The organism is Bradyrhizobium sp. 215_C5_N1_1 (assembly GCF_052075935.1).
GTDB classification, from domain to species: Bacteria; Pseudomonadota; Alphaproteobacteria; order Rhizobiales; family Xanthobacteraceae; genus Bradyrhizobium; species Bradyrhizobium barranii.
Genome location: NZ_CP197228.1, coordinates 3,005,931 through 3,026,318 on the forward strand (window position 1 = coordinate 3,005,931; position 20,388 = coordinate 3,026,318).

Below are 20,388 nucleotides of genomic sequence, written 5' to 3' on the forward strand. Positions count from 1 at the left end.
ATAACTCTAAGCTGAGACGATGACCTCTATCCTCACCAACCTGTTCGATGGCGTTGCCTACGGCATGCTGCTGTTCGTGCTCGCTTGCGGGCTTGCGGTCACGCTCGGCCTGATGAACTTCGTCAACCTCGCCCACGGTGCCTTCGCCATGGCCGGCGGCTATGTCTGCATGGTCCTGGTCAACCGGATGGGCTGGCCGTTCTTCGCCGCGCTGCCGCTCGCCTTTGTCTCCGCAGCAGCCATCGGCATCGTGCTCGAACGAACGCTCTACCGCCATCTCTATGCGCGCAGCCATCTCGACCAGGTGCTGTTCACGATCGGTCTCACGTTCATGTCGGTCGCGGCCGTCGACTACATCCAGGGCTCGTCGCGGGTGTTCATCAATTTGCCGGCCGCGCTCCAGGGCCAGTTCGACGTGTTCGGCGTCGGCATCGGCCGCTACCGGTTGATGATCATCGTGATCTGCGGCCTGCTCACCATTGCTCTCCAGATGGTGCTGGCCAAGACCCGTTTCGGCAACCGGCTGCGCGCCGCGGTCGATGATCCCCGTGCCGCGAGCGGGCTCGGCATCAACGTGCCGCAGGTGTTCGCCTTCACCTTTGCTTTCGGTTGCGGGCTCGCCGGCCTCGGCGGCGCGCTGAGCGCCGAAATCCTCGGCCTCGATCCGTATTTCCCGCTGAAGTTCATGATCTACTTCCTGATCGTCGTCACCGTCGGCGGCTCATCCTCGATCACCGGGCCGTTCCTGGCCTCGCTCCTGCTCGGCATCGGCGACGTCGCCGGCAAATATTACGTGCCGAAGATGGGCCCCTTCGTGATCTACACCATGATGATCGTGATCCTGATCTGGCGCCCGAACGGCCTGTTCGGCCGTACGGCCGCGCGTTGAGGCCGCCGATGAGCGCTTCCTCCGACGTCGGTTATCACGCCCAGCGCCAGGCGCGCTGGCACTATGGCGAAGTCGCCTTCTGGCTCGTCGTGCTGGCCTGCGGCTTCGCATTTCCCACGCGCTATCTGATCATGACCGACATCCTACGGCTGGCGCTGTTTGCGATGTCGCTTGATCTCATCCTCGGCTATGCCGGCATCGTCTCGCTCGGCCACGCCGCTTTCTTCGGCGTCGGCGCCTACGCCGCCGGGCTTCTCGCCTTGCATGGGATCATCAACGAGCCCGTGCTCGCGCTGATCGTAGCCGGCCTTGCCGCGATGGTGCTGGGTTTCGCCACCAGCTTCCTCGTGATCCGCGGCGTCGACCTGACCCGGCTGATGGTGACGCTCGGCATCGCGCTGCTGCTTGAGGCGCTCGCCGAGCGGTTCTCCAACATCACCGGCGGCACCGACGGCCTTCAGGGCATCGAGATGCAGCCGATCTTCGGCGAGATCTCGTTCGACATGTTCGGCAAGACCGGCTTCTTCTACTCGCTGGCCGTGCTGTTCCTGTTGTTCCTGTTCGCTCGCCGCGTCGTGCATTCGCCGTTCGGGCTGTCGCTGCGCGCGATCAAGAACAATCCGCTGCGCGCAGCCGCGATCGGCATCCCCGTCAACCGCCGCCTGATCGCGATCTACACGCTCGCGGCGTTCTATGCCGGCATCGCGGGCGCGCTCTTCACCCAGACCACGGCGATCGCCTCCCTCGACGTGTTCGCTTTCGAGCGTTCGGCCGATTTGATGCTGGTGCTCGTGATCGGCGGGACCGGCTATCTCTACGGCGGGCTGGTCGGCGCGGTGGTGTTCCGTATGCTCCAGGAATTGTTCTCCACCATCACCCCGCAATATTGGCAGTTCTGGATCGGTCTCGTGCTGGTCGTGATCGTGCTGGTCGGCCGCCAGCGCCTGCATCGCTGGGTGCTGTACGTGCCGAACCTGGTCATCAAACAGGTTGCCGGACGCAAGGCCGTCGTTGCCGTGCCGGAGAGCGACGCATGACCATCGCGCTCGAAACCCAAAATCTCGAAAAGCAGTTCGGCGGCCTGCGCGTGACGCGGGACCTGTCGCTCAAGATCGAGCAGGGCGCCCGCCACGCGCTGATCGGCCCGAACGGCGCCGGCAAGACCACCGTCATCAACCAGCTTACCGGCGTGCTGAAGCCGAACTCGGGCCGGATCCTGCTCGAAGGCCAGGACATTACCGATCTGCCCGTGCACAAGCGCGTGCTGCGCGGCCTGTCGCGCACCTTCCAGATCAATCAGCTCTATCCCGACCTGACCCCGCTCGAAACCATCGGCCTCGCCGTCTCCGAGCGCCTCGGCCATGGCGGCGACTGGTGGCGGCGGATGGGCACGCGGGGCGACGTCAACGGCGAGATCGCCGATCTCCTGAGGCGCTTCCATCTGCTCGACGTCATGAACGAAGAGACTGTGACGCTGCCTTACGGCAAGCAACGCCTGCTCGAGATCGCGGTCGCGATCGCCGCCAAGCCCCGCGTGCTGCTGCTCGACGAGCCCGCCGCCGGCGTGCCCGAGAGCGAACGCCACGACATTCTTGCGGTCGTAGGCAGCCTGCCGCGCGACGTCACCGTGCTCCTGATCGAGCACGACATGGACCTTGTCTTTTCCTTCGCCGACCGCATCTCGGTATTGGTCTCGGGCGCGCTGCTCACCGAAGGTCCGCCCGACGTGGTCGCGCGCGACCCGCAGGTCAAGGCCGTCTATCTCGGCGAGGAGGCGGTCAATGTCTGACCTGCTCGCGATCGACGCACTTCGCGCCGGCTATGGCGAGGCGGTGGTGCTGCCCAACATGTCTCTGCGCCTCGCCGAGGGGCAGGTGCTTGCGCTGCTGGGCCGCAACGGGACCGGCAAGACCACGCTGATCAACTCCATCGTCGGCGTGACCCGCCGCTTCTCCGGCTCGGTCGCGCTCGCCGGCACCGATGTGACGAGCTTGCGGCCCGATCAGCGGGCGCGGGCCGGCATTGGCTGGGTGCCGCAGGAGCGCAACATCTTCCGCTCGCTGACGGTGGAAGAGAACATGACCGCGGTGGCGCAGCCCGGCCCCTGGACGGTCGAGAGGGTCTACGAGATGTTCCCGCGGCTGAAGGAGCGGCGGAGCAATTTTGGCAACCAGCTCTCCGGCGGCGAGCAGCAGATGCTGGCGATCGGCCGGGCGCTGACCCTCAACCCCAAAGTCCTGCTGCTGGACGAGCCGACGGAGGGCCTCGCCCCCATCATCGTCGAGGAGCTCCTGAAGGCGATCGGCACCATCACCCGGGCGGGCGGCATCTGCTCGATCATCGTCGAGCAGAACGCGCAAAAGATTCTGGGGCTCGCCGACCGTGTTGTGATATTGGAGCGCGGAACGATCGTCCACGACGCCCCGAGCGCCGCGCTGAAGGCCGACCCGTCGGTCCTCGAGCGCCACCTCGGCGTCGCAGGGGCGGCGGCCCACTAAAATATCCCGGGAGTAGAAAATGCAGCGAACCAAAGCCCCCTTCCGCGCCGACGAGGTCGGCAGCCTCTTGCGTCCCGCGAAGATCAAGGAAGCCCGCGCCAGGCTCGAGAAGGGCGAGATCTCGGTCGACGATCTGCGCAAGATCGAGGACTTGGAGATCGAAAAGGTCGTGCACAAGCAGGCCTCGATCGGCTTGAAGCTCGCGACCGACGGCGAATTCCGCCGCTCCTGGTGGCATTTCGATTTCCTGGCCAAGCTCACGGGCTGCGAAATGTTTCACCCGGACACGGGCATCCAGTTCGCGGGTGTCGAGACGCGGCATGACGCGGTCCGCGTGATCGGCAAGCTCGACTTCCCCGACGACCATCCGATGCTCGATCACTTCCGCTTCCTGAAGAAGTCCGCCGACCAGGCCCACGTCACCGCCAAGATGACGATCCCCTCGCCGGCCGTGCTGCACTTCCGCGGCGGCCGCAAGGCAATCTCCAAGGACGTCTATCCCGATCTCGACGCGTTCTACGAAGACCTCGGCAAGACCTACCGCAAGGCCGTGAAGGCGTTTTACGATGCCGGCTGCCGCTATCTTCAGTTCGACGACACCGTGTGGGCCTATCTCTGTTCGCAGGACGAATTGAAGAAGGCGCGCGAGCGCGGCGACAATCCCGAGGGTCTCCAGCAGATCTATGCGCGCGTCATCAATTACGCGCTGGCCGAGAAGCCGGCCGACATGGTGGTGACGACGCATGTCTGCCGCGGCAATTTCCGCTCGACCTGGATTTCTTCGGGCGGCTACGAGCCCGTGGCCGAGACCATGCTGGCCGGCACCAATTACGATGGCTACTTCCTCGAATACGACAGCGACCGCGCCGGCGGCTTCGAGCCGCTGCGCTTCCTGCCCAAGGGCAACAAGGTCGTTGTGGTCGGCGTCATCACCTCGAAGTTCGGCGAGCTCGAGAAAAAGGACGACATCAAGCGTCGCCTCGAAGAGGCCGCCAAATTCGCGCCGCTGGAACAGCTCGCGCTGTCCCCGCAGTGCGGCTTTGCTTCGACCGAGGAAGGCAACATCCTCTCCGAGGAAGAGCAGTGGGCCAAGCTCGGGCTTGCAGTCGAGATCGCGAAGGAAGTGTGGGGCAACTAGGTTCGCCACGTGGCCGCTGTCATTCCCCGCGAAGCGGGGAATCCAGTACGCCGCGTCTTCTCGGTGAATCACTGGCGTCTCGAATTACTGGATCGCCCGATCAAGTCGGGCGATGACACCGAGTGAGTGGCGGGCAGCGTCGCACCCTTGAAAACTAGTGCGCTCACCCGCCCTCACTTCTCCGCCAGGTAAACCTCTCCGAGCAGCGATGAGTTCGACCACGGCACCTGCTTGTTCTTCGTGCTCGAGACCACTTCCGCCCGTACGCGCGTCAGCATCTGTTGCACCTCCAGCCCCGGCGTGCCGAGATGGCGGGAGAGGGCGGCGGAGAACGGCGAGTTGGCGCCTTCGCCATCGAGCGCGACCTGGCCCGGCGCGGTGGCGAACGCGATCAGCGTCCCCGCGCCTAGCGTTGCACCGGCGCCCAGGCTCGTTGGAGCTGCGAGGCCCGAAGCGCCCTCGATGCCTCGGTTGGTGCCGGCGGCTGCGACCTGCTGCGCCATCGGGTTGTTGCGACAGGCATCGAAGATCAAAATGTTGGTGCGGACCTGGTCGTCGAGGCCGGCCATGATCGTGTCCATATCGATCATCGCCTCCGTCATGCCCGCGCCCGGCTTGAGCTCGACGTCGACGGGAATGAGATAGTTGCGGCCGTCGACCTGCACGCCGTGGCCGGCATAGTAGACCAACGCGACCTGCGCCCGCGCCGCCTCGCGCAGGAAGTCGCGCGTCACTTTCTGCATCGCCGCGCGGTCGAGATCGATGCCCTCGGACACCGTGAAGCCGATGTCGCGCAGGCTCCTGGCGACGGCGCGCGCATCGTTGGCCGGATTGGGCAGCGCCTTGACATGCGCGTAGGCGCCATTGCCGATCACCAGTGCGAGGCGCTTGCCAGGCGTCGCCGGGGCCGGCGAGGGCGCAGGTGCCGCGCCCGTTTGCTGCGGGGCCGGCTGCGGCGCCGGTGACGGCGTATCGCGCGGGATGGGGGCGAGCGCATCCATCACCAGTGACAGCCGCACCTTGGCGGTGGCCTGGTTGGCCTTGCTGCCGGCATCGGAAGCCACGATCGCCAGCGTCGCCTTGTAGTCGTCGCGCGCTTGGGCGTAGTCGCCCTTCGCCTCATAGGCTAGCGCGCGGTGGACATAGCCGGAGATCAGCACGCTGTTCGGCGGCGTCATGATGTTGACGGGCGGTTTTTCTTTCGCAAGCCGGATCGCCTCGCTGCCATCGGCGATGGCGCGATCGAGATCGCCCCGCACGCGCCAGATCGCGGTGCGATTGATCAGCGGCTGCGGCAGTGTCGGGTCGAGCCGGATCGCCTGGTTGATGTCGGCAAGCGCGCCGTCGAGCTCGCCGAGCGCCTCCTTCGCGATGCCGCGATTCTGGAACGAGAACGTCGATTTGGGCTGCAGCTTGATCGTGGCATCGTAGTCGGCAATCGCCTTGGCGTAGTCGCCCTTGCCGCGCCCTCAGCAATGTTGATCACTTGCTCAGCCTTCCTGTTGCGCGCGCAGGACGGCTGCTGAAGGAAGTCCGCGCACTGTACGCCGCATGGACTCACGAGGAGGCAACCGTCTGGCAGATGTAGATCGGGGTGTCGGCGCCGATTTCCCGTGCTAGTCATCTGGAATGCAAGTTCGTCACATAAAAGGGCGCTGGGATCAATTACGCCACCCACAAGACACCCAAGATCAAAGCGTGGCTCGCCCGCCGGCCGCATTATCATGTCCACTTCACGCCACCAACTCCAGCCGGCTAACAAGGTCGGTGAGCGGGCATCGGGAATGAGTTTTCAGGCGACGATATCAAGCAGCGTGTGTGGTCGTTCTCGGATCGCTTACCTCGGCTTGTCCGAGCATTGATCAGGCCAGGTCTAAGCAGGCGGCCCATTCGGCTGCCCCTTGGGCTCGTGATCTTAATGAGCCCCGACCAAGTCTGCCGGCCGCGAAGGACGCAAATCCTCGATAGCCGAAGGCCCGTCAGTTTTATCGAACGGGCGATTCCTTTGCTGAGAGGCGGTGCGTCATGGACTGTCTCAGCCTTATCATACCCGCCGCTATTGGCGTGCTGGCCGGTTTGTTCTTCCTTGGCCACAGTAAGATTGATCGGCGGAGACGGTGACGCAATTACCCCGGGTCCGCATGCGCAGGCCCAAACATCGTATTCGAAGGCGACTCCCTCAGACCGCTTTGTGTGAAAGTGGACAGAACCGATTGCCGGTCTTTCCTATGCTCATGACAACCTGACGACCCGCCAGCGCGAGCGGACCACGGTTCGCCGAAAATTGCATTTAGGTCAACGTTACTTCCTTTTCCCGAACAACCAAGCACGATATGGGAATCACTACAGGTTGCATAAGCAGGGGACGCCTATGGATTGGGCGGAACGAATTTATCGGTTCGGCTTTGTCGGGCTGTCGATCTTCAGCGCTTTGGGGGTGGTATGGATGATTCTATCGCTGTGAGCCGTGCTGCGCGGGACGTCGGCACGTATCGTGCGGTTAGGTCTTGGTGCGTGTCGTTCGGTTGGATTGCGTTTCTCGCGTTTGTTGCCTACGCGATCGCTAAGCTTCCCTGGTAACGTCTTAGGCAATGCAGGCGCTCAACCCAACGGCCTTTTCTTGTGCTCAAGATCGATCTGACCGTCTATGGCGGGCTCGCCGCCGTTCTTGCCTCCCAAGACGAACCGATAGCTGGCGGGCCCATTCTCCAAAATGGGCGCATTTTGTTTTCACACAATCTTTGCGCTGGCCTGTTTCCGGCGATAGTGGCCTAGAAGCGACAAATGGCCTGTTTTGTTCTGGGTCAACCATACGGTGTATTCACGGGCGGAACACGCCGTCATATATTACCGAAAATTCCGGGTTCTGGCATAATCCGCATAGACGCTCGTTTTGATTGAGCGCATGGTATCCTCTCAATCGGGGGTGACACCATGGCCGAGCGACTTATTCAGGCAGGTATTGTCACCGCGGGCACCGTGAACGCTGGCCTAATCGTCTGGCTGATCCTGATGATTTGACGCCGCCTCCGTTGGCGGGCACTGGTCCTAAGTTTATTTAGCCTGTGTCCTAGTTTGTACCAGACGCTAATCAATCGTGAATTGCCGGCACCCTGCCCACGCAGGGATACTGACCCGGCGATGATGACGGTGCTGTTGATTACTGCCTCGGTCGGCGTCTTGGCAGTGGGTGCCACATTCGCGGTGATTATCTATATCGATGCTCGGGCCGAGCGCAGGCACCGACAGTAAGGCCGCCTCAGTTGGCGGCCTTTTTCATTCTGCAGGTGCCGCGCGGCGCACGAAGCGCGAGGATACAACTTCAGATTCGTTGTCGACGGCCGGCCGGCATGAAAGACTGACGGCATATTCGCGTCTCGGAGGGAATACCCGATGCGCCTTGCATTGCCTTATGTGGGAATTGGTTTCTGCGCGCTTCTCTCGGGCTGGTTGTCCTTTACGCTGATCTATTGAGTGAGTGGGCCGTTGCCCGGGCCTAGCAAGCGTACATAAGTCCCGCTCTCGTGCAGCTGGAGCCAGCCGCGCTCGACCGCGTGTTTGAGCCCGGAGCCGAACTCGCTGCCACTGCCCTTCAGCTTGAACAAGAACGGGGCATTGATCCGCTCGATGTAGATCCGGCCGTCCTGCACCGCCTCGACGCTGGCTGCGAGCTCGACGAGCTTACGCGCGCCATGCTGGCGAAGCCGTCGCTAACGCTCTTTGTGCCGTCGAGGATAGCTGTCTTCGCTGGCCCGCTGGGCTGTTTCCGCAAGATCGGCTAGTTGGCAGAACGTCCTTAATCACCTAAAAGCCGCAATCCCCTCATCGATGACGCCCTGGTAATGACCTTCACCTCCTGGCAATTCGCAGCCTTCGTCGGCGTCGTTTTCGCCATCTACTACCTGCCGTTTATCCGAAGGCTGCAGGTGTATGTGCTGATCGCTGCCAGTCTGTTCTTCTACGGCTATGGTCAGCCAGAACTGCTGCCATTGCTCATGATTGCTGTCGTTGGAACGTGGGCGTTCTTAGCCTTGTCCATCAAGCGGAGGCGCGCCTGGGCCAAGTACGGCATCGTCTTCAATCTCGGTCTACTTGCTTTCTTCAAATACAAGTTTTTGTTCGTTGCCACGCCTATCGCATCGGGCAGTGCAGTTACCGACTTCCTGCTGAACCTTCCGCTGCCGATCGGCATCTCGTTTTTCGTTTTCCATAACATCAGCCTCTTGGTCGACCTTCCAAAGCAAGGTCGGTCGGCGACGGTCTGGGAGATATTCCTCTACGTGATCTTTTTCCCCCAACTGATTTCTGGGCCGATCACGCAGGCTCGGAACTTTTTCCCACAGATCCAGGTGAAGCAGATCTCGAAGGTGCCTTTCGCGGAGACCACGCGTTGGCTGGTGCTTGGATATTTCTTCAAGCTCTACTGCGCCAACAATCTAAATGAGATGACGTCCTACATGGCGCACCCTCTCTTTGAAACGGTGAAGACTGGCGACAAATGGCTTCTGATCTTCCTGTACAGTTTCCAGATCTATGCCGACTTCTTCGGCTACTCGTCGATTGCGGTCGGCCTTGCGTTGCTGTTCGGGTATCGTTTGCCTGATAATTTCAACAGGCCATACATCTCGCGATCGATCGCTGAGTTTTGGCATCGCTGGCACATTTCACTGTCTAGCTGGCTTCGGAATTACCTCTACATTCCATTGGGCGGAAGCCGACACGGTCCGGCTCGCACTTACTTCAACCTGGTAGCTGTTATGGGCCTGGGTGGTCTGTGGCACGGGGCAGGCCTTAGCTACCTGGTTTGGGGCTTGATGCACGGCGTCCTGCTGGCGGTTGAGCGCCCATTTCTCGACAAGCTGGACAGCGTCAAGTCACCCGCTCTTCAGGTGGTCCGTGCTGGGATCGTCTTTCTCACCGTGTCGATGCTTTGGATATTCTTCAAGCTCCCTGATTTTGGCCATGCAGCGAGTTATTTCGCCGGGCTCTTTACCGAGAGCACTATCCAGAACCCACCGAAGATATATCGGACCCTGGCGCTGGCTTATTCGGTGCCCGTCATTCTTCAGCACTTCATTCTGCTGCGCCAACCGCAAGGCGCTTTCGCTAGAGCGATCGAACCGTTCGCCTACGGCGCACTCGTCGCTTTGGCGTATGCCGAGGCCGGTCCAGAGTCGGCCTTCATTTACTTCCAATTCTAGAGGCGCCATCGATGTTTTGGATGATCAAATTCGGTACCACGGCTGTTGTGGCAATCGCCGCGCTTAGACTGGGCGCCAACTATGACGTTCATACGATAGTCACGACCACCGAATCTCAAAACTATGCGGTAGCGGCCAAATACCTCAACCGACGGACGCACAATACCGTATTGGTGGGCAGCTCTCTGACATTCAGGTTATCCGAAAATTACTTTCGGTCCGACGATATAGAGAACCTGTCGCTGGCTGGAGGGTCTCCCGCAACAGGCATGGCGATTATCGCAGGTGCGCCGACGCCAAAACTGGTCCTTGTCGAAGCGAACATTCTAAATCGCAGCTTGGACGACAGTTTCATCGGCAGAGTGAATGATAGAACTTTCTCGACTTTTCGGCCCGTTCGCTCTGCTGCGGCGTACTACGAAACGTTGATGCACCCTTCCTTGAAAAAAGAACAAGTCAGGTCCGCGGTCGATCGTTTAATTGCTCAGCCGCCGTCGGACGGCGTCGATTCCGATCTTGTTCAATTTGCGATAAACGACGCGGCAGTACTACCTCCGATCGATACAGTTCGTCGCGGATTGTCCGACATTCGGAAATACAAGGCGCTGCTCGAGTCCAGGGGCGTCAAAGTCCTGCTGTTCCATGTGCCTTACTCACTTCAGTACGAAGCCACTCCGTTTGCTATGTTCAGCACACAAATGGCATCAGAGGCCTTTCCAAACACAGCCTCTTGGCTGCCGATAAATGTTGACCCATCGCAATTGCGGTGGACGGACGGAGTCCACCTCGACGAGCGGTCCGCCGCGCTGGTTTCGCAATCAATTGAAAAGTCTATTGAGAACTCTGTATCCGGTGGCTCTGATGGCGACCTGAAGGAAACGGTCAAGGCCGTCCAAGAGTTGGGCCATTCGGAAGGGCCTCGATAGCAGCCCGCAGGTTCTCGCGCAGCTCGAAATCGATATCCTGCGCGGAATGATCTGCGGCAGTTGCGCTCCCTCGCGGAGCCTCCGTAGTGTTGATCTATTCAAGGAGGCCCGGCTGGATGAGAACTCGCTTATGGGCGCCCCGCTTCGGCGTTACTTTGAGCTGCAAGCCCATTGCGGTGAGCACCGCCAAAACGGTTGAAAAATTCGGAAGCTGTTCATTGCCGAAAGCACGATAAATGCTGGTACGCTGCAGCCCGGCCTCCCTTGAGATCTCCGAAATGTTGAAATCTTTGAGCGCCTGTCCGATCGCCCCGCAGATTCTGTGAGGTTCAGCTGATGCGAATGCTTGGTTCAGCTCATCGGCGAGTTTCGAGGGGATGACTGGCCGGTAAGTCTTAGTCACTTGAGCCTCCCAAAGCAGAAGGCCGGCTCTTTGAGCCGGCCTTTGTTGTTTGAATGAAGCTACTCAATACCTTGGGATGAGCGGGCCACCAAAACGGTAGTTCACGCGAACCAGACCCATGTCGACATCCTGACCGATGCGAGCCGTGGCGAAAGAAACTCCCGCCCGATCGGTGAAAACGGTGTCGTGATGTCCCAAGAAGATATGGTCGTATTCGAAGCCCACCGACCAATTCGGCGCGAAGCCGAACTCTATCCCGGCGCCGACCGTACCGCCCCAACGAGCGGTGTCGCGTGAGGAAGCCAGGAGCGTACCGGCGCCGACGAAACCAGGCGGAACGTAGGCGTCAAAGCGATCTCCAACTACCGCCGCACCGCCCTTTACGTAGAGGAGAACATTATTCCAAGCATAGCCCACTTGGCCCGTGATCAATCCAAAGGCGTCGATGCGGCTGCGATTATCGGTACCTGTGAAGAGGCCGATGTTGCGGCCGGTGAAATCGGCCCAGTTGCCCTGGCCCTCGACGCCGAAGACCCAGTTAGCCGACTGCCACCGGTACCCGATCTGACCACCAACCGTGCCTCCAGTTGCGTTGTGGCACCCGTCGGCGGCAGCCGGAACAATCGGGAACGCGCCGATCGCGACGATATCCGCGCAAGTGTGCGCAGAGCCGTAACCACCGTTGACGCCAATGTAGAAGCCGCTCCAGTCGTAGATGGTGGCGACCATCGGCGGCGGAGCCTTGGTGTACGGCCGGGCGGCCAAGTCCGCCGCACTGGCTGGTGCCGCCAGAGCCAGAGCCAACGTTCCGGCCGCAGCCGCAAAAAGCACTTTCATGCGCGTGTCTCCCCAGAATGAATTACAAGTTCAATGAATCGGTGTATTCGCCCAACTACTTGGCCAAGTGTATGCGGCTCGCAGGAGATTGCTGTAGCCGCCCTACAACACTTTTTGCCAAAGGTGGACGGTGAATTCCTAATATTTGTTAGATAGTTGGGAACTTAATGACTACTAACGTGCACAGAGAATTTGGGCCACCGCCATTTAAGATGGCGAAGTTTAAGGCGACCTGCCGACGATGGCATCGACCTTGTCGCAGTCTTCGCGCCAGTGTTCGTTGAAATAGCGCTTGGCGTAGGCCTTTCCCGTCGGCGTCAGCATCACCAGTGCACCGGGCTTCGCTTCCTTGAACGCGTCCAGGTGCGCCTTCAGCTCGCGCGTGGCGGGGATAAGATGGTGCCATCAGGCGGGCCGAGCTTCAGCGCATCGTCGAAATCGGCGATCGCGATGTCTTAGTCGCCCTTGTCGTAATAGGCCGATCCCCTGAGATTGTAGACCGCCTGGCTCGGCTGGAGCCGGATCGCCTCGGTGGTGTCGGCGATCACCTTCGAAGAGTCGCCCTTCTTGTTCCAACCCACCGCGCGCCAGAAATAGATCGTCGCGAGCTGCTCGCCGCGAAACACCTTCAGCGCGACGATCTTGTTGCAGGCGTCGATCATCCGGTCTGGCGGCGTGGTGTCGGTGGTGCAGAGCGGCCCGAGCTGGCTGCGCGCCTGCGCGAAGGCGGGCGCGGCCCACAGATGTGCTGTGAGCAGGCAGAGCGCGACGAGCAGGCGGCGCATGGCGGTGGTCCCTTGAAGGAGAAGCGCTTGTTTGTTGCCCGGCGGTGCGCCGGGGTTCACGCTCTCGTCATTGGACGTGGGGTAAAGCGGGGGAGGGTATTCCCTCAGTGGGCAGAGTTTGCTACGACGCTGGTCCCAACATTCCTGCCCACCGCTTTCCCACTCATGAAAAACGACGAAATCCTCAGCCAAATCACCGAGTTCTGCCGCAAGGCGGACATGGCGGAATCGACGTTTGGCCGGCGCGCGGTGAACGATGGGAAGCTGGTCCATCGCCTGCGCGAGGGAAAGCGCATCACGATCGACACGCTTGATCGGATCCAGGCCTATATCGCCGCGTCGACGACGGGCGGCCTGCCGCCGCCGCGGGGGCTCCAGGTGCCACCGGAAAAACGCGATCCGCGCGGCAATTTCCGTTTCTTCGAGAACCGGCAAAAATACCTGCTGTTCGTCCATACCTGCAGCGAGAAGCGGGTGGTCGCCGAGCGCGTCGCGCTGGAGCTCGCCAGCATCCATCCGCGCCCGCCGGCGCTGCGCATCTTCGATGCGGGGGTCGGCGACGGCACGGTGCTGGCCCGGGTGCTGCGCGCAACGCACCAGCGCTACCCGCACATGCCGTTCTATGTGGCCGGCAAGGAGCTCAGCCTCGAGGACCTCCGGCTGACGCTGGAGAGGGTCCCGGATCGCATTTTCGAGCATCCGGCGTCGGTGTTCGTGTTCACCAACATGTTCTACTCCGAGGCACCCTGGCTCACGCCGGCATCGCCTGCGGCGGCGGCGGCCACCGTCTGGCACGAGGTTCCGCTACGGGGCGCCTCGTCAGGCGAGTTCGAGCAGCAGATCGCCGAGTTGAGGCCGTTCCTGGAGCAGAACTGGCGCGCCGCGATCAGCCCACGCACAGCCATGCCACTTTATGAGCGGCCCGTCGTCCTGGTGCTCTACCGCGAGGACCACAGGTTCCTGCTGGATTCGACCATTCCGCGGCCGGGCCAGACCGAGGCCAATTTCGACCTGGTCATTGCGTCCCAGCCCTACCGCGCTTTGTCCTCGGTCAATTTCCGGGCAAAGCGGATCATTGCACCGCTGGCGCGGGCGCTTCGGCCGGGCGGGCGGCTGATCGGTATTCACTCCCATGGTCACGATCCCGGCATGGAAATGATCCAGGCGATTTGGCCTGGAGAAAATCCTTTCTCGGTCAGCCGTCATGAGCTATTGCGCGCGGTAAAGTATGAGCTCGGATCGTTGGGCCGCGACCTAAATTTTAATGCCTATGCGGACAACCGTTCGATCTTCAGGTATGATATGGAAGCGCTGCCCAACGAGGTGACGGGTACCATCGGAACCTCGACGGCCTTTGCAGCGTGGAATGCGGCGGTGTATGTGGCGCAGATCGAGGACGACCGATTGACAGAAATGACTCAAAACGGCCGCACTCTGGATGCTGCCCGGGACGTGCTGCGGAAGTACAACGGGCTCTGGTTTCTCGACGAGTCCTACGTCATCTCGCGACGGCGTGATTGACATAATCCAAGGTTAAACATCGCAAACGCCCGCCAGGTTAACGGCGGAACAAGGGGTTACTGATGCGCGCGTCCTATCTCTTCACCAGCGAATCCGTGTCCGAGGGCCATCCCGACAAGGTCTGTGATCGGATCTCCGATGAAATCGTCGATCTGTTCTACCGTGAAGGGCCGAAAGCCGGCATCGATCCGTGGCAGATCCGCGCGGCCTGCGAGACGCTCGCGACCACCAACAAGGTGGTGATCGCCGGCGAGACCCGCGGTCCCGCATCCGTCACCAACGAGCAGATCGAAGGCGTCGTGCGCGCCGCGATCAAGGACATCGGCTACGAGCAGGACGGCTTCCACTGGGAGAAGGCCGACATCGAGATCCTGCTGCACCCGCAGTCGGCCGACATCGCGCAGGGCGTCGATGCGCTGCAGCCGGGCGAGGTCAAGGAAGAGGGCGCGGGCGACCAGGGCATCATGTTCGGTTACGCCACTAACGAGACGCCGGACCTGATGCCGGCGCCGATCTTCTACGCCCACAAGATCCTGCGCCTCATCTCGGAAGCACGTCACTCCGGCCGCGAGAAGGTGCTGGGTCCGGACTCCAAGAGCCAGGTCACCGTGCAGTACGAGAACGGCAAGCCGGTCGGCGTGCGCGAGATCGTCGTGTCGCACCAGCATCTGGTCGAGGACATCTCGTCGAAGCAGATCCGCGACATCGTCGAGCCCTATGTCCGCGAGGCGCTGCCGAAGGACTGGATCACGCCGAAGACCATCTGGCACATCAACCCGACCGGCAAGTTCTACATCGGCGGTCCCGATGGCGATTCCGGCCTGACCGGCCGCAAGATCATCGTCGACACCTATGGTGGCGCGGCCCCGCATGGCGGCGGTGCGTTCTCCGGCAAGGATCCGACCAAGGTCGATCGTTCGGCGGCTTACGCGGCGCGCTACGTCGCCAAGAACATCGTCGCGGCCGGTCTCGCCGATCGCTGCACCCTCCAGCTCGCCTACGCCATCGGCGTCGCGCGTCCGCTGTCGATCTACATCGACACCCACGGCACCGGTAAGGTGTCGGAGGACCAGCTCGAGATGGCCGCCGCCAAGGCGATGGATCTCACCCCGCGCGGCATCCGCAGCCATCTCGACCTCAACCGCCCGATCTACGCGCGCACCTCGGCCTACGGCCATTTCGGCCGCACGCCCGACAACGAGGGCGGCTTCTCCTGGGAGAAGACCGACCTGGTCGAAGCGCTCAAGCGCGCAGTCTAAGTACCAACGTCATTCCGGGGCGCCGCGACAGCGGCGAACCCGGGATCCTTATCCATCATGTCGAGATTCCGGGTTCGCCTTCCTAGGGCGACCCGGAACGACCAATTCAACAACAGGACCTCCGCTATGAATGCGAAGCCCGGCTTCACCGACTACATCGTCAAGGACATTTCGCTCGCCGATTTCGGACGCAAGGAACTCTCGCTGGCCGAGACCGAGATGCCCGGCCTGATGGCCACCCGCGAAGAGTTCGGCCCGAAGCAGCCGCTGAAGGGCGCGCGCATCGCCGGCTCGCTGCACATGACGATCCAGACCGGCGTGCTGATCGAGACGCTGGCAGCCCTCGGCGCCGACATTCGCTGGGTCTCCTGCAACATCTATTCGACGCAGGACCACGCCGCGGCGGCGATCGCGGCCGCCGGCATTCCCGTCTTCGCCGTCAAGGGCGAGACGCTGGCCGAATACTGGGACTACACCGCAAAACTGTTCGACTGGCACGGCGGCGGTCACCCGAACATGATCCTCGATGACGGCGGCGACGCCACCATGTACGTCCATCTCGGTCTGCGCGCCGAGAACGGCGACACCGCCTTCCTCGACAAGCCCGGCTCCGAGGAAGAGGAAGTCTTCTTCGCGCTCCTGAAGAAGCAGCTCAAGGAGAAGCCGAAGGGCTACTTCGCCGAGATCGCCAAGAGCATCAAGGGCGTTTCCGAAGAGACCACCACGGGCGTGCATCGTCTCTATGACATGCAGAAGGCTGGCACGCTGCTGTGGCCGGCGATCAACGTCAACGACAGCGTCACCAAGTCGAAGTTCGACAACCTCTATGGTTGCCGTGAATCGCTGGTCGACGGCATCCGTCGCGGCACCGACGTGATGATGTCGGGCAAGGTCGCGATGGTCGCGGGCTTCGGCGACGTCGGCAAGGGCTCGGCCGCGTCGCTGCGCCAGGCCGGCTGCCGCGTGATGGTGTCGGAAGTCGATCCGATCTGCGCGCTGCAGGCCGCGATGGAAGGCTACGAGGTCGTGACCATGGAAGACGCCGCCCCGCGCGCCGACATCTTCGTCACCGCGACCGGCAACAAGGACATCATCACGATCGAGCACATGCGCGCGATGAAGGATCGCGCCATCGTCTGCAACATCGGCCACTTCGACAACGAGATCCAGATCGCGGGTCTGCGTAACCTGAAGTGGACCAACATCAAGCCGCAGGTCGACGAGATCGAATTCCCCGACAAGCACCGCATCATCATGCTGTCGGAAGGCCGCCTCGTGAACCTCGGCAACGCGATGGGCCATCCGTCCTTCGTGATGTCGGCCTCCTTCACCAACCAGACGCTGGCGCAGATCGAGCTGTTCGCCAACAACAAGGACGGCAAGTACAAGAAGGAAGTGTACGTGCTGCCGAAGTCGCTGGACGAGAAGGTCGCGCGCCTGCACCTCGCCAAGATCGGCGTCAAGCTCACCGAGCTGCGCAGGGACCAGGCCGACTACATCGGCGTGAAGCAGGAAGGTCCGTACAAGTCGGACCACTACCGCTACTGAGATCGCATCCAGCTGCGACACGAAGGCCCTGGAGCGATCCGGGGCCTTTTTTTGTAGACTCATTGTGCTACGCTCGGAGGTAGAGCCAAAACAAGCCCGCCACTTCTGAAGCGGGTGGCCGCGTTTCCCACGTTCATTGTCAAATGCATATGGAGGGAATGCGATGTCCAGCGAAGCCAACGTTCAGTTGCTCAAAGAAGCTTATCGTCGGTGGAACGACAGCAAGGGCGGGAGCGTCGACTATTGGTTCGACAGCGTCATCGGCCCGCAGATCAAATTCGACTCGCTTCCGCAGGGGGCTCCGGCGGTGCCCTTTGCCAAGTGTTATGACGACCGCGCGCAGCTACGTGGCTATTTCGACGGTCTGCTGGCTGACTGGAGCATGCAGCACTACACCATGAATGAATACATCGCGCAGGGCGACGCTGTTTTCGCGCGCGGCTCATGTGCCTGGACCAACAAAAGGACCGGGAAGATCGCTGAGACCCCGAAGGTCGATTTCTGGCGTTTCAAGGATGGCAAGGCAGTGGAATTCTACGAGTATTTCGACACAGCCCTTGTCTATGGCGCTGCCACCGCCTGACGGTTGCAATTCGGCACGGCGTCGCCCATCCTGTGCCGGGGAGAACGCCATGGCTAAAGCCGCAGAACATTTCGACGTCCTGATCGTCGGTGCCGGCCTGTCCGGCATCGGCGCGGGCTATCATCTTCAGGGCAAGTGCCCGGACAAGAGCTACGTCATCCTCGAGGGCCGCGACTGTATCGGCGGCACCTGGGACCTGTTCCGCTATCCCGGCGTCCGCTCCGACAGCGACATGTTCACGCTCGGCTACTCCTTCAAGCCGTGGACCGATCCGAAGGCGATCGCGGACGGGCCGCAGATCCTGAATTACGTGCGCGAGACAGCAGCCGAGAACGGCATCGAGAAGCACATCCGCTTCCGCCATCGCGTCAAGCGCGCGGCGTGGTCGACGCCGGAGGCGCGCTGGACCGTCGAGGTCGAGCGCATCACGGGCGAGGGCGTAACCGAGCTCGTGCGCTTCACCTGCAATTTCCTGTTCATGTGCTCGGGCTATTACAAATACGAGGCGGGCTATACGCCGGAGTTCGCGGGCGTGGCGGATTTCGCCGGCCGCATTGTGCATCCGCAGAAATGGACCGAGGACATCGACTACGCGGGAAAGCGCGTCGTCGTGATCGGCTCGGGCGCAACCGCAGTGACGCTGGTGCCTGAGCTCGCCAAGCAGGCGGCCCAGGTCACCATGCTCCAGCGCTCGCCGACCTATGTGGTGTCGCGTCCGGCGCAGGACCCCGTCGCCAACAAATTGCGCCGCAATCTGCCGACGCGGCTTGCCTATCATGTCATCCGCTTGCGCAACGTGATGTGGGGGATGTTCTTCTTCCAGCTCAGCCGGCGCCGGCCTGCCAAGGTCAAGGAGCTGGTGCTCAAGGGCGTGCAGATGGCGCTCGGCCCCGACTACGACGTCGCGACCCATTTCACGCCGCGCTACAATCCCTGGGACCAGCGGCTCTGCCTCGTGCCGGACGGCGATCTGTTCAAAGCGATCCGCGAGCAGCGTGCCGCCGTCGTCACCAACGAGATCGACACCTTTACGCGCGCCGGCATTCGCCTGAAGGATGGCAGCGAGCTTGCGGCCGACATCATCGTCACCGCGACGGGGCTGGTGCTCCAGGTCGTCGGCGGTCTCGAAATCAGCGTCGACGGCCGCGCCGTCGATTTCGCCAACACGCTGACCTACAAGGGCATGATGTATGCCGACGTGCCGAACATGGCGTCGGCCTTCGGCTACACCAACGCGTCCTGGACGCTGAAATGCGATCTCACCTGCGAATATTTCTGCCGTCTCATCAACTACATGGACCGGCACAATTTCCGTCAGTGCATGCCGCACAATGACGACCCTGAAATCACCGCGCAGCCGTCGCTCGATTTCACCTCGGGCTATGTGCAGCGCTCGGTCGCGAAGATGCCGAAGCAGGGCTCGAAGCAGCCATGGCGGCTGTACCAGAATTACGCACTCGACATCGTCTCCTTGCGCTTCGGCCGGATCGACGACGGCGTGATGCAGTATTCCTGATCGCGCCGGCGCCCGCTTTACGCCTTGCGCGTCGTGAGCGCGAGCCCAAGATCGATTGCAAGCGCGAGCACCACGGCGGCGCCCCCAAGTCCGAACAAGACCAGATAGTCGCCGCCGGTCTGCGCGTAGATCCAGGAGAAACCGTAGGCCGCCGCCGCCTGGAACAACGCGAAGCTCGTGGTGGCGTGGCTCCAGGTCGCGCGCTGCTGCTCGGTCGAATGCGGGACGAGCTCGTGAATGCGCCCGAGCACCAGTGGCACGATACCGGGTGTGAAGCCGCCGACCACGACGCTCGACACGATCAACGAGAGAGGCGCGGTGCTGACGGTCGGCAGTAGCACGGCGGCCGCCTCGATCAGGAACGCCGCGCGCAGGGCCGGTCCAAATCCCGAGCGGTCACCGAGATGGCCGGTGACGAGCGGGCCGACGATGGCGCCGAGACCGTACAGCACCCAGTAGCGCGAGCCCGCGGCAATGCCCAGGCCGAGGCCACGCGCCACGAAGTCGACGATGAAGACCATGTGCGGCACCAGCGCCACCGCGTTGAGGCCATACTGGACCAGAAGCGCGCGGACGGCGGGCGAGGCCTGATGGGACTTCGCGTGATGCGAAGGCGCGGCATCGCTCTTGGCCTCCGCAGGCCAGTTCCGCCAGCTCGCGAGTGTGAGCACGGCGGAGAGCACGCCGAGGCCATACCAGCTCTGTTGCAAGCCCTGTTGAAGGAGCAGCGGCACCAGCGTGCCCGATGCCGCGACGCCAAGGCCGACGCCGGCAAAGATCACGCCGCCGACGATGCCGCGCCTCGCGGCCGATACGTGCGGCAGAATGACGGAGGCCGCCAGCACCATGATGATTCCGCCGGTCAGGCCCGACAGAAAGCGCCAGGCGAAAAACCAGGTGAACGACACCGGGGTAGAGCTCGCGAAAAAGGAGAGGGTCGCAAGCAGCATCATCGCCCGCAGCGCGCGGACTGCGCCGATGCGAGTGGCCAAGGCGCGTGCCGCGAGCGCGCCGGCGAGGTAACCGGCGAGATTGGCAGCGCCGAGATAAACGACGTCGGATGCGCTGAACCACTTTGCGGCGATCAGCGCCGGGATCAGCGGCGTGTAGGAAAAGCGGGCGAGGCCAAGCCCGACCAGTGATGCGGACAATCCCGCCACGGCGTACCGCCAAGCCTGCCGCGAAGTCGATTGCGATTCCGATCCCGGCCGCTGATGCGGCCGGGCGTGGTGCCTGGTGTTTGCATTGAGTTCAGTCATGTCATCCTCCTACGCGCACAATGGC

At 62.1% G+C, this 20,388-nt stretch carries 16 protein-coding genes and 2 pseudogenes; 13 read left to right on the forward strand and 5 right to left on the reverse strand.

What is annotated here, in order from left to right; all coding sequences use genetic code 11:
- The first annotated feature begins 19 nt into the window (after positions 1-19).
- Genes AB7G19_RS14085 through AB7G19_RS14105 form a run of 5 tightly spaced genes read left to right on the forward strand, consistent with a single transcriptional unit; the run spans position 20 to position 4,525 of the window.
- The gene (locus AB7G19_RS14085) at positions 20-889 is read left to right on the forward strand and encodes a branched-chain amino acid ABC transporter permease (RefSeq protein ID WP_354130728.1); all 870 of its coding nucleotides are present in this window, start codon (positions 20-22) and stop codon (positions 887-889) included.
- A gap of 8 nt (positions 890-897) precedes the next feature.
- The gene (locus tag AB7G19_RS14090; RefSeq protein WP_354130729.1) at positions 898-1,926 is read left to right on the forward strand and encodes a branched-chain amino acid ABC transporter permease; all 1,029 of its coding nucleotides are present in this window, start codon (positions 898-900) and stop codon (positions 1,924-1,926) included.
- The gene (locus tag AB7G19_RS14095; RefSeq protein WP_135214497.1) at positions 1,923-2,678 is read left to right on the forward strand and encodes an ABC transporter ATP-binding protein; all 756 of its coding nucleotides are present in this window, start codon (positions 1,923-1,925) and stop codon (positions 2,676-2,678) included. The genes AB7G19_RS14090 and AB7G19_RS14095 overlap by 4 nt, the downstream gene beginning before the upstream one ends.
- Positions 2,671-3,387, forward strand: coding sequence for an ABC transporter ATP-binding protein (locus AB7G19_RS14100; protein ID WP_063982182.1), 717 nt, complete (start codon positions 2,671-2,673; stop codon positions 3,385-3,387). The genes AB7G19_RS14095 and AB7G19_RS14100 overlap by 8 nt, the downstream gene beginning before the upstream one ends.
- Positions 3,388-3,406: 19 nt before the next feature.
- Positions 3,407-4,525: a cobalamin-independent methionine synthase II family protein gene (locus tag AB7G19_RS14105; RefSeq protein WP_354095668.1), complete on the forward strand. Its 1,119-nt coding sequence runs from the start codon at positions 3,407-3,409 to the stop codon at positions 4,523-4,525.
- Positions 4,526-4,698: 173 nt separating this feature from the next.
- On the opposite strand, the pseudogene AB7G19_RS14110 reads toward AB7G19_RS14105, so the two are convergent.
- Positions 4,699-5,991 (reverse strand): annotated as a pseudogene (locus AB7G19_RS14110) (caspase family protein); the annotation flags it as partial.
- Positions 5,992-8,049: 2,058 nt separating this feature from the next.
- Here AB7G19_RS14110 and AB7G19_RS14115 point away from each other — a divergent pair.
- Genes AB7G19_RS14115 through AB7G19_RS14125 form a run of 3 tightly spaced genes read left to right on the forward strand, consistent with a single transcriptional unit; the run spans position 8,050 to position 10,652 of the window.
- Positions 8,050-8,307, forward strand: coding sequence for a hypothetical protein (locus AB7G19_RS14115; RefSeq protein ID WP_354095669.1), 258 nt, complete (start codon positions 8,050-8,052; stop codon positions 8,305-8,307).
- Positions 8,308-8,367: 60 nt separating this feature from the next.
- Positions 8,368-9,726 (forward strand): MBOAT family O-acyltransferase, encoded by a 1,359-nt coding sequence (locus AB7G19_RS14120; RefSeq protein ID WP_354095670.1) that lies wholly within the window; start codon positions 8,368-8,370, stop codon positions 9,724-9,726.
- A gap of 11 nt (positions 9,727-9,737) precedes the next feature.
- A complete protein-coding gene (locus AB7G19_RS14125) occupies positions 9,738-10,652 on the forward strand; it encodes a hypothetical protein (RefSeq protein WP_354095671.1) in 915 nt (304 codons plus the stop codon).
- A 94-nt stretch (positions 10,653-10,746) separates the two neighbouring features.
- On the opposite strand, the gene AB7G19_RS14130 is transcribed toward AB7G19_RS14125, so the two are convergent.
- From AB7G19_RS14130 to AB7G19_RS14140, 3 genes and pseudogenes are all read right to left on the reverse strand, one after another.
- Positions 10,747-11,055 (reverse strand): addiction module antidote protein, encoded by a 309-nt coding sequence (locus AB7G19_RS14130; RefSeq protein ID WP_354095672.1) that lies wholly within the window; start codon positions 11,053-11,055, stop codon positions 10,747-10,749.
- Positions 11,056-11,118: 63 nt separating this feature from the next.
- Positions 11,119-11,892 (reverse strand): outer membrane protein, encoded by a 774-nt coding sequence (locus AB7G19_RS14135; protein ID WP_354126555.1) that lies wholly within the window; start codon positions 11,890-11,892, stop codon positions 11,119-11,121.
- Between the two features lie 395 nt (positions 11,893-12,287).
- Positions 12,288-12,677, reverse strand: a pseudogene (locus tag AB7G19_RS14140) (tetratricopeptide repeat protein); the annotation flags it as partial.
- 165 nt (positions 12,678-12,842) lie between these two features.
- On the opposite strand from AB7G19_RS14140, the gene AB7G19_RS14145 reads away from it, so the two are divergent.
- The 5 genes from AB7G19_RS14145 (at position 12,843) to AB7G19_RS14165 (ending at position 19,104) form a co-directional block, all read left to right on the forward strand.
- Positions 12,843-14,198 carry a hypothetical protein gene (locus AB7G19_RS14145; protein ID WP_354095674.1) on the forward strand — a complete coding sequence of 452 codons (1,356 nt, stop codon included), beginning with the start codon at positions 12,843-12,845 and terminating at the stop codon, positions 14,196-14,198.
- 62 nt (positions 14,199-14,260) lie between these two features.
- Entirely contained in the window at positions 14,261-15,457 is a 1,197-nt protein-coding gene (gene metK / locus AB7G19_RS14150) for a methionine adenosyltransferase (protein WP_259256739.1), read from the forward strand.
- A gap of 126 nt (positions 15,458-15,583) precedes the next feature.
- Entirely contained in the window at positions 15,584-17,005 is a 1,422-nt protein-coding gene (gene ahcY, locus AB7G19_RS14155) for an adenosylhomocysteinase (RefSeq protein ID WP_441267884.1), read from the forward strand.
- A gap of 163 nt (positions 17,006-17,168) precedes the next feature.
- The gene (locus tag AB7G19_RS14160) at positions 17,169-17,588 is read left to right on the forward strand and encodes a nuclear transport factor 2 family protein (protein WP_354095675.1); all 420 of its coding nucleotides are present in this window, start codon (positions 17,169-17,171) and stop codon (positions 17,586-17,588) included.
- 49 nt (positions 17,589-17,637) lie between these two features.
- Positions 17,638-19,104, forward strand: coding sequence for a flavin-containing monooxygenase (locus AB7G19_RS14165; protein WP_354095676.1), 1,467 nt, complete (start codon positions 17,638-17,640; stop codon positions 19,102-19,104).
- Between the two features lie 17 nt (positions 19,105-19,121).
- Here the strand turns inward: AB7G19_RS14165 and AB7G19_RS14170 are convergent, their stop codons facing one another.
- Complete coding sequence (locus AB7G19_RS14170; protein ID WP_354095677.1) at positions 19,122-20,363, reverse strand: YbfB/YjiJ family MFS transporter; 1,242 nt, start codon at positions 20,361-20,363, stop codon at positions 19,122-19,124.
- Between the last annotated feature and the right edge of the window lie 25 nt (positions 20,364-20,388).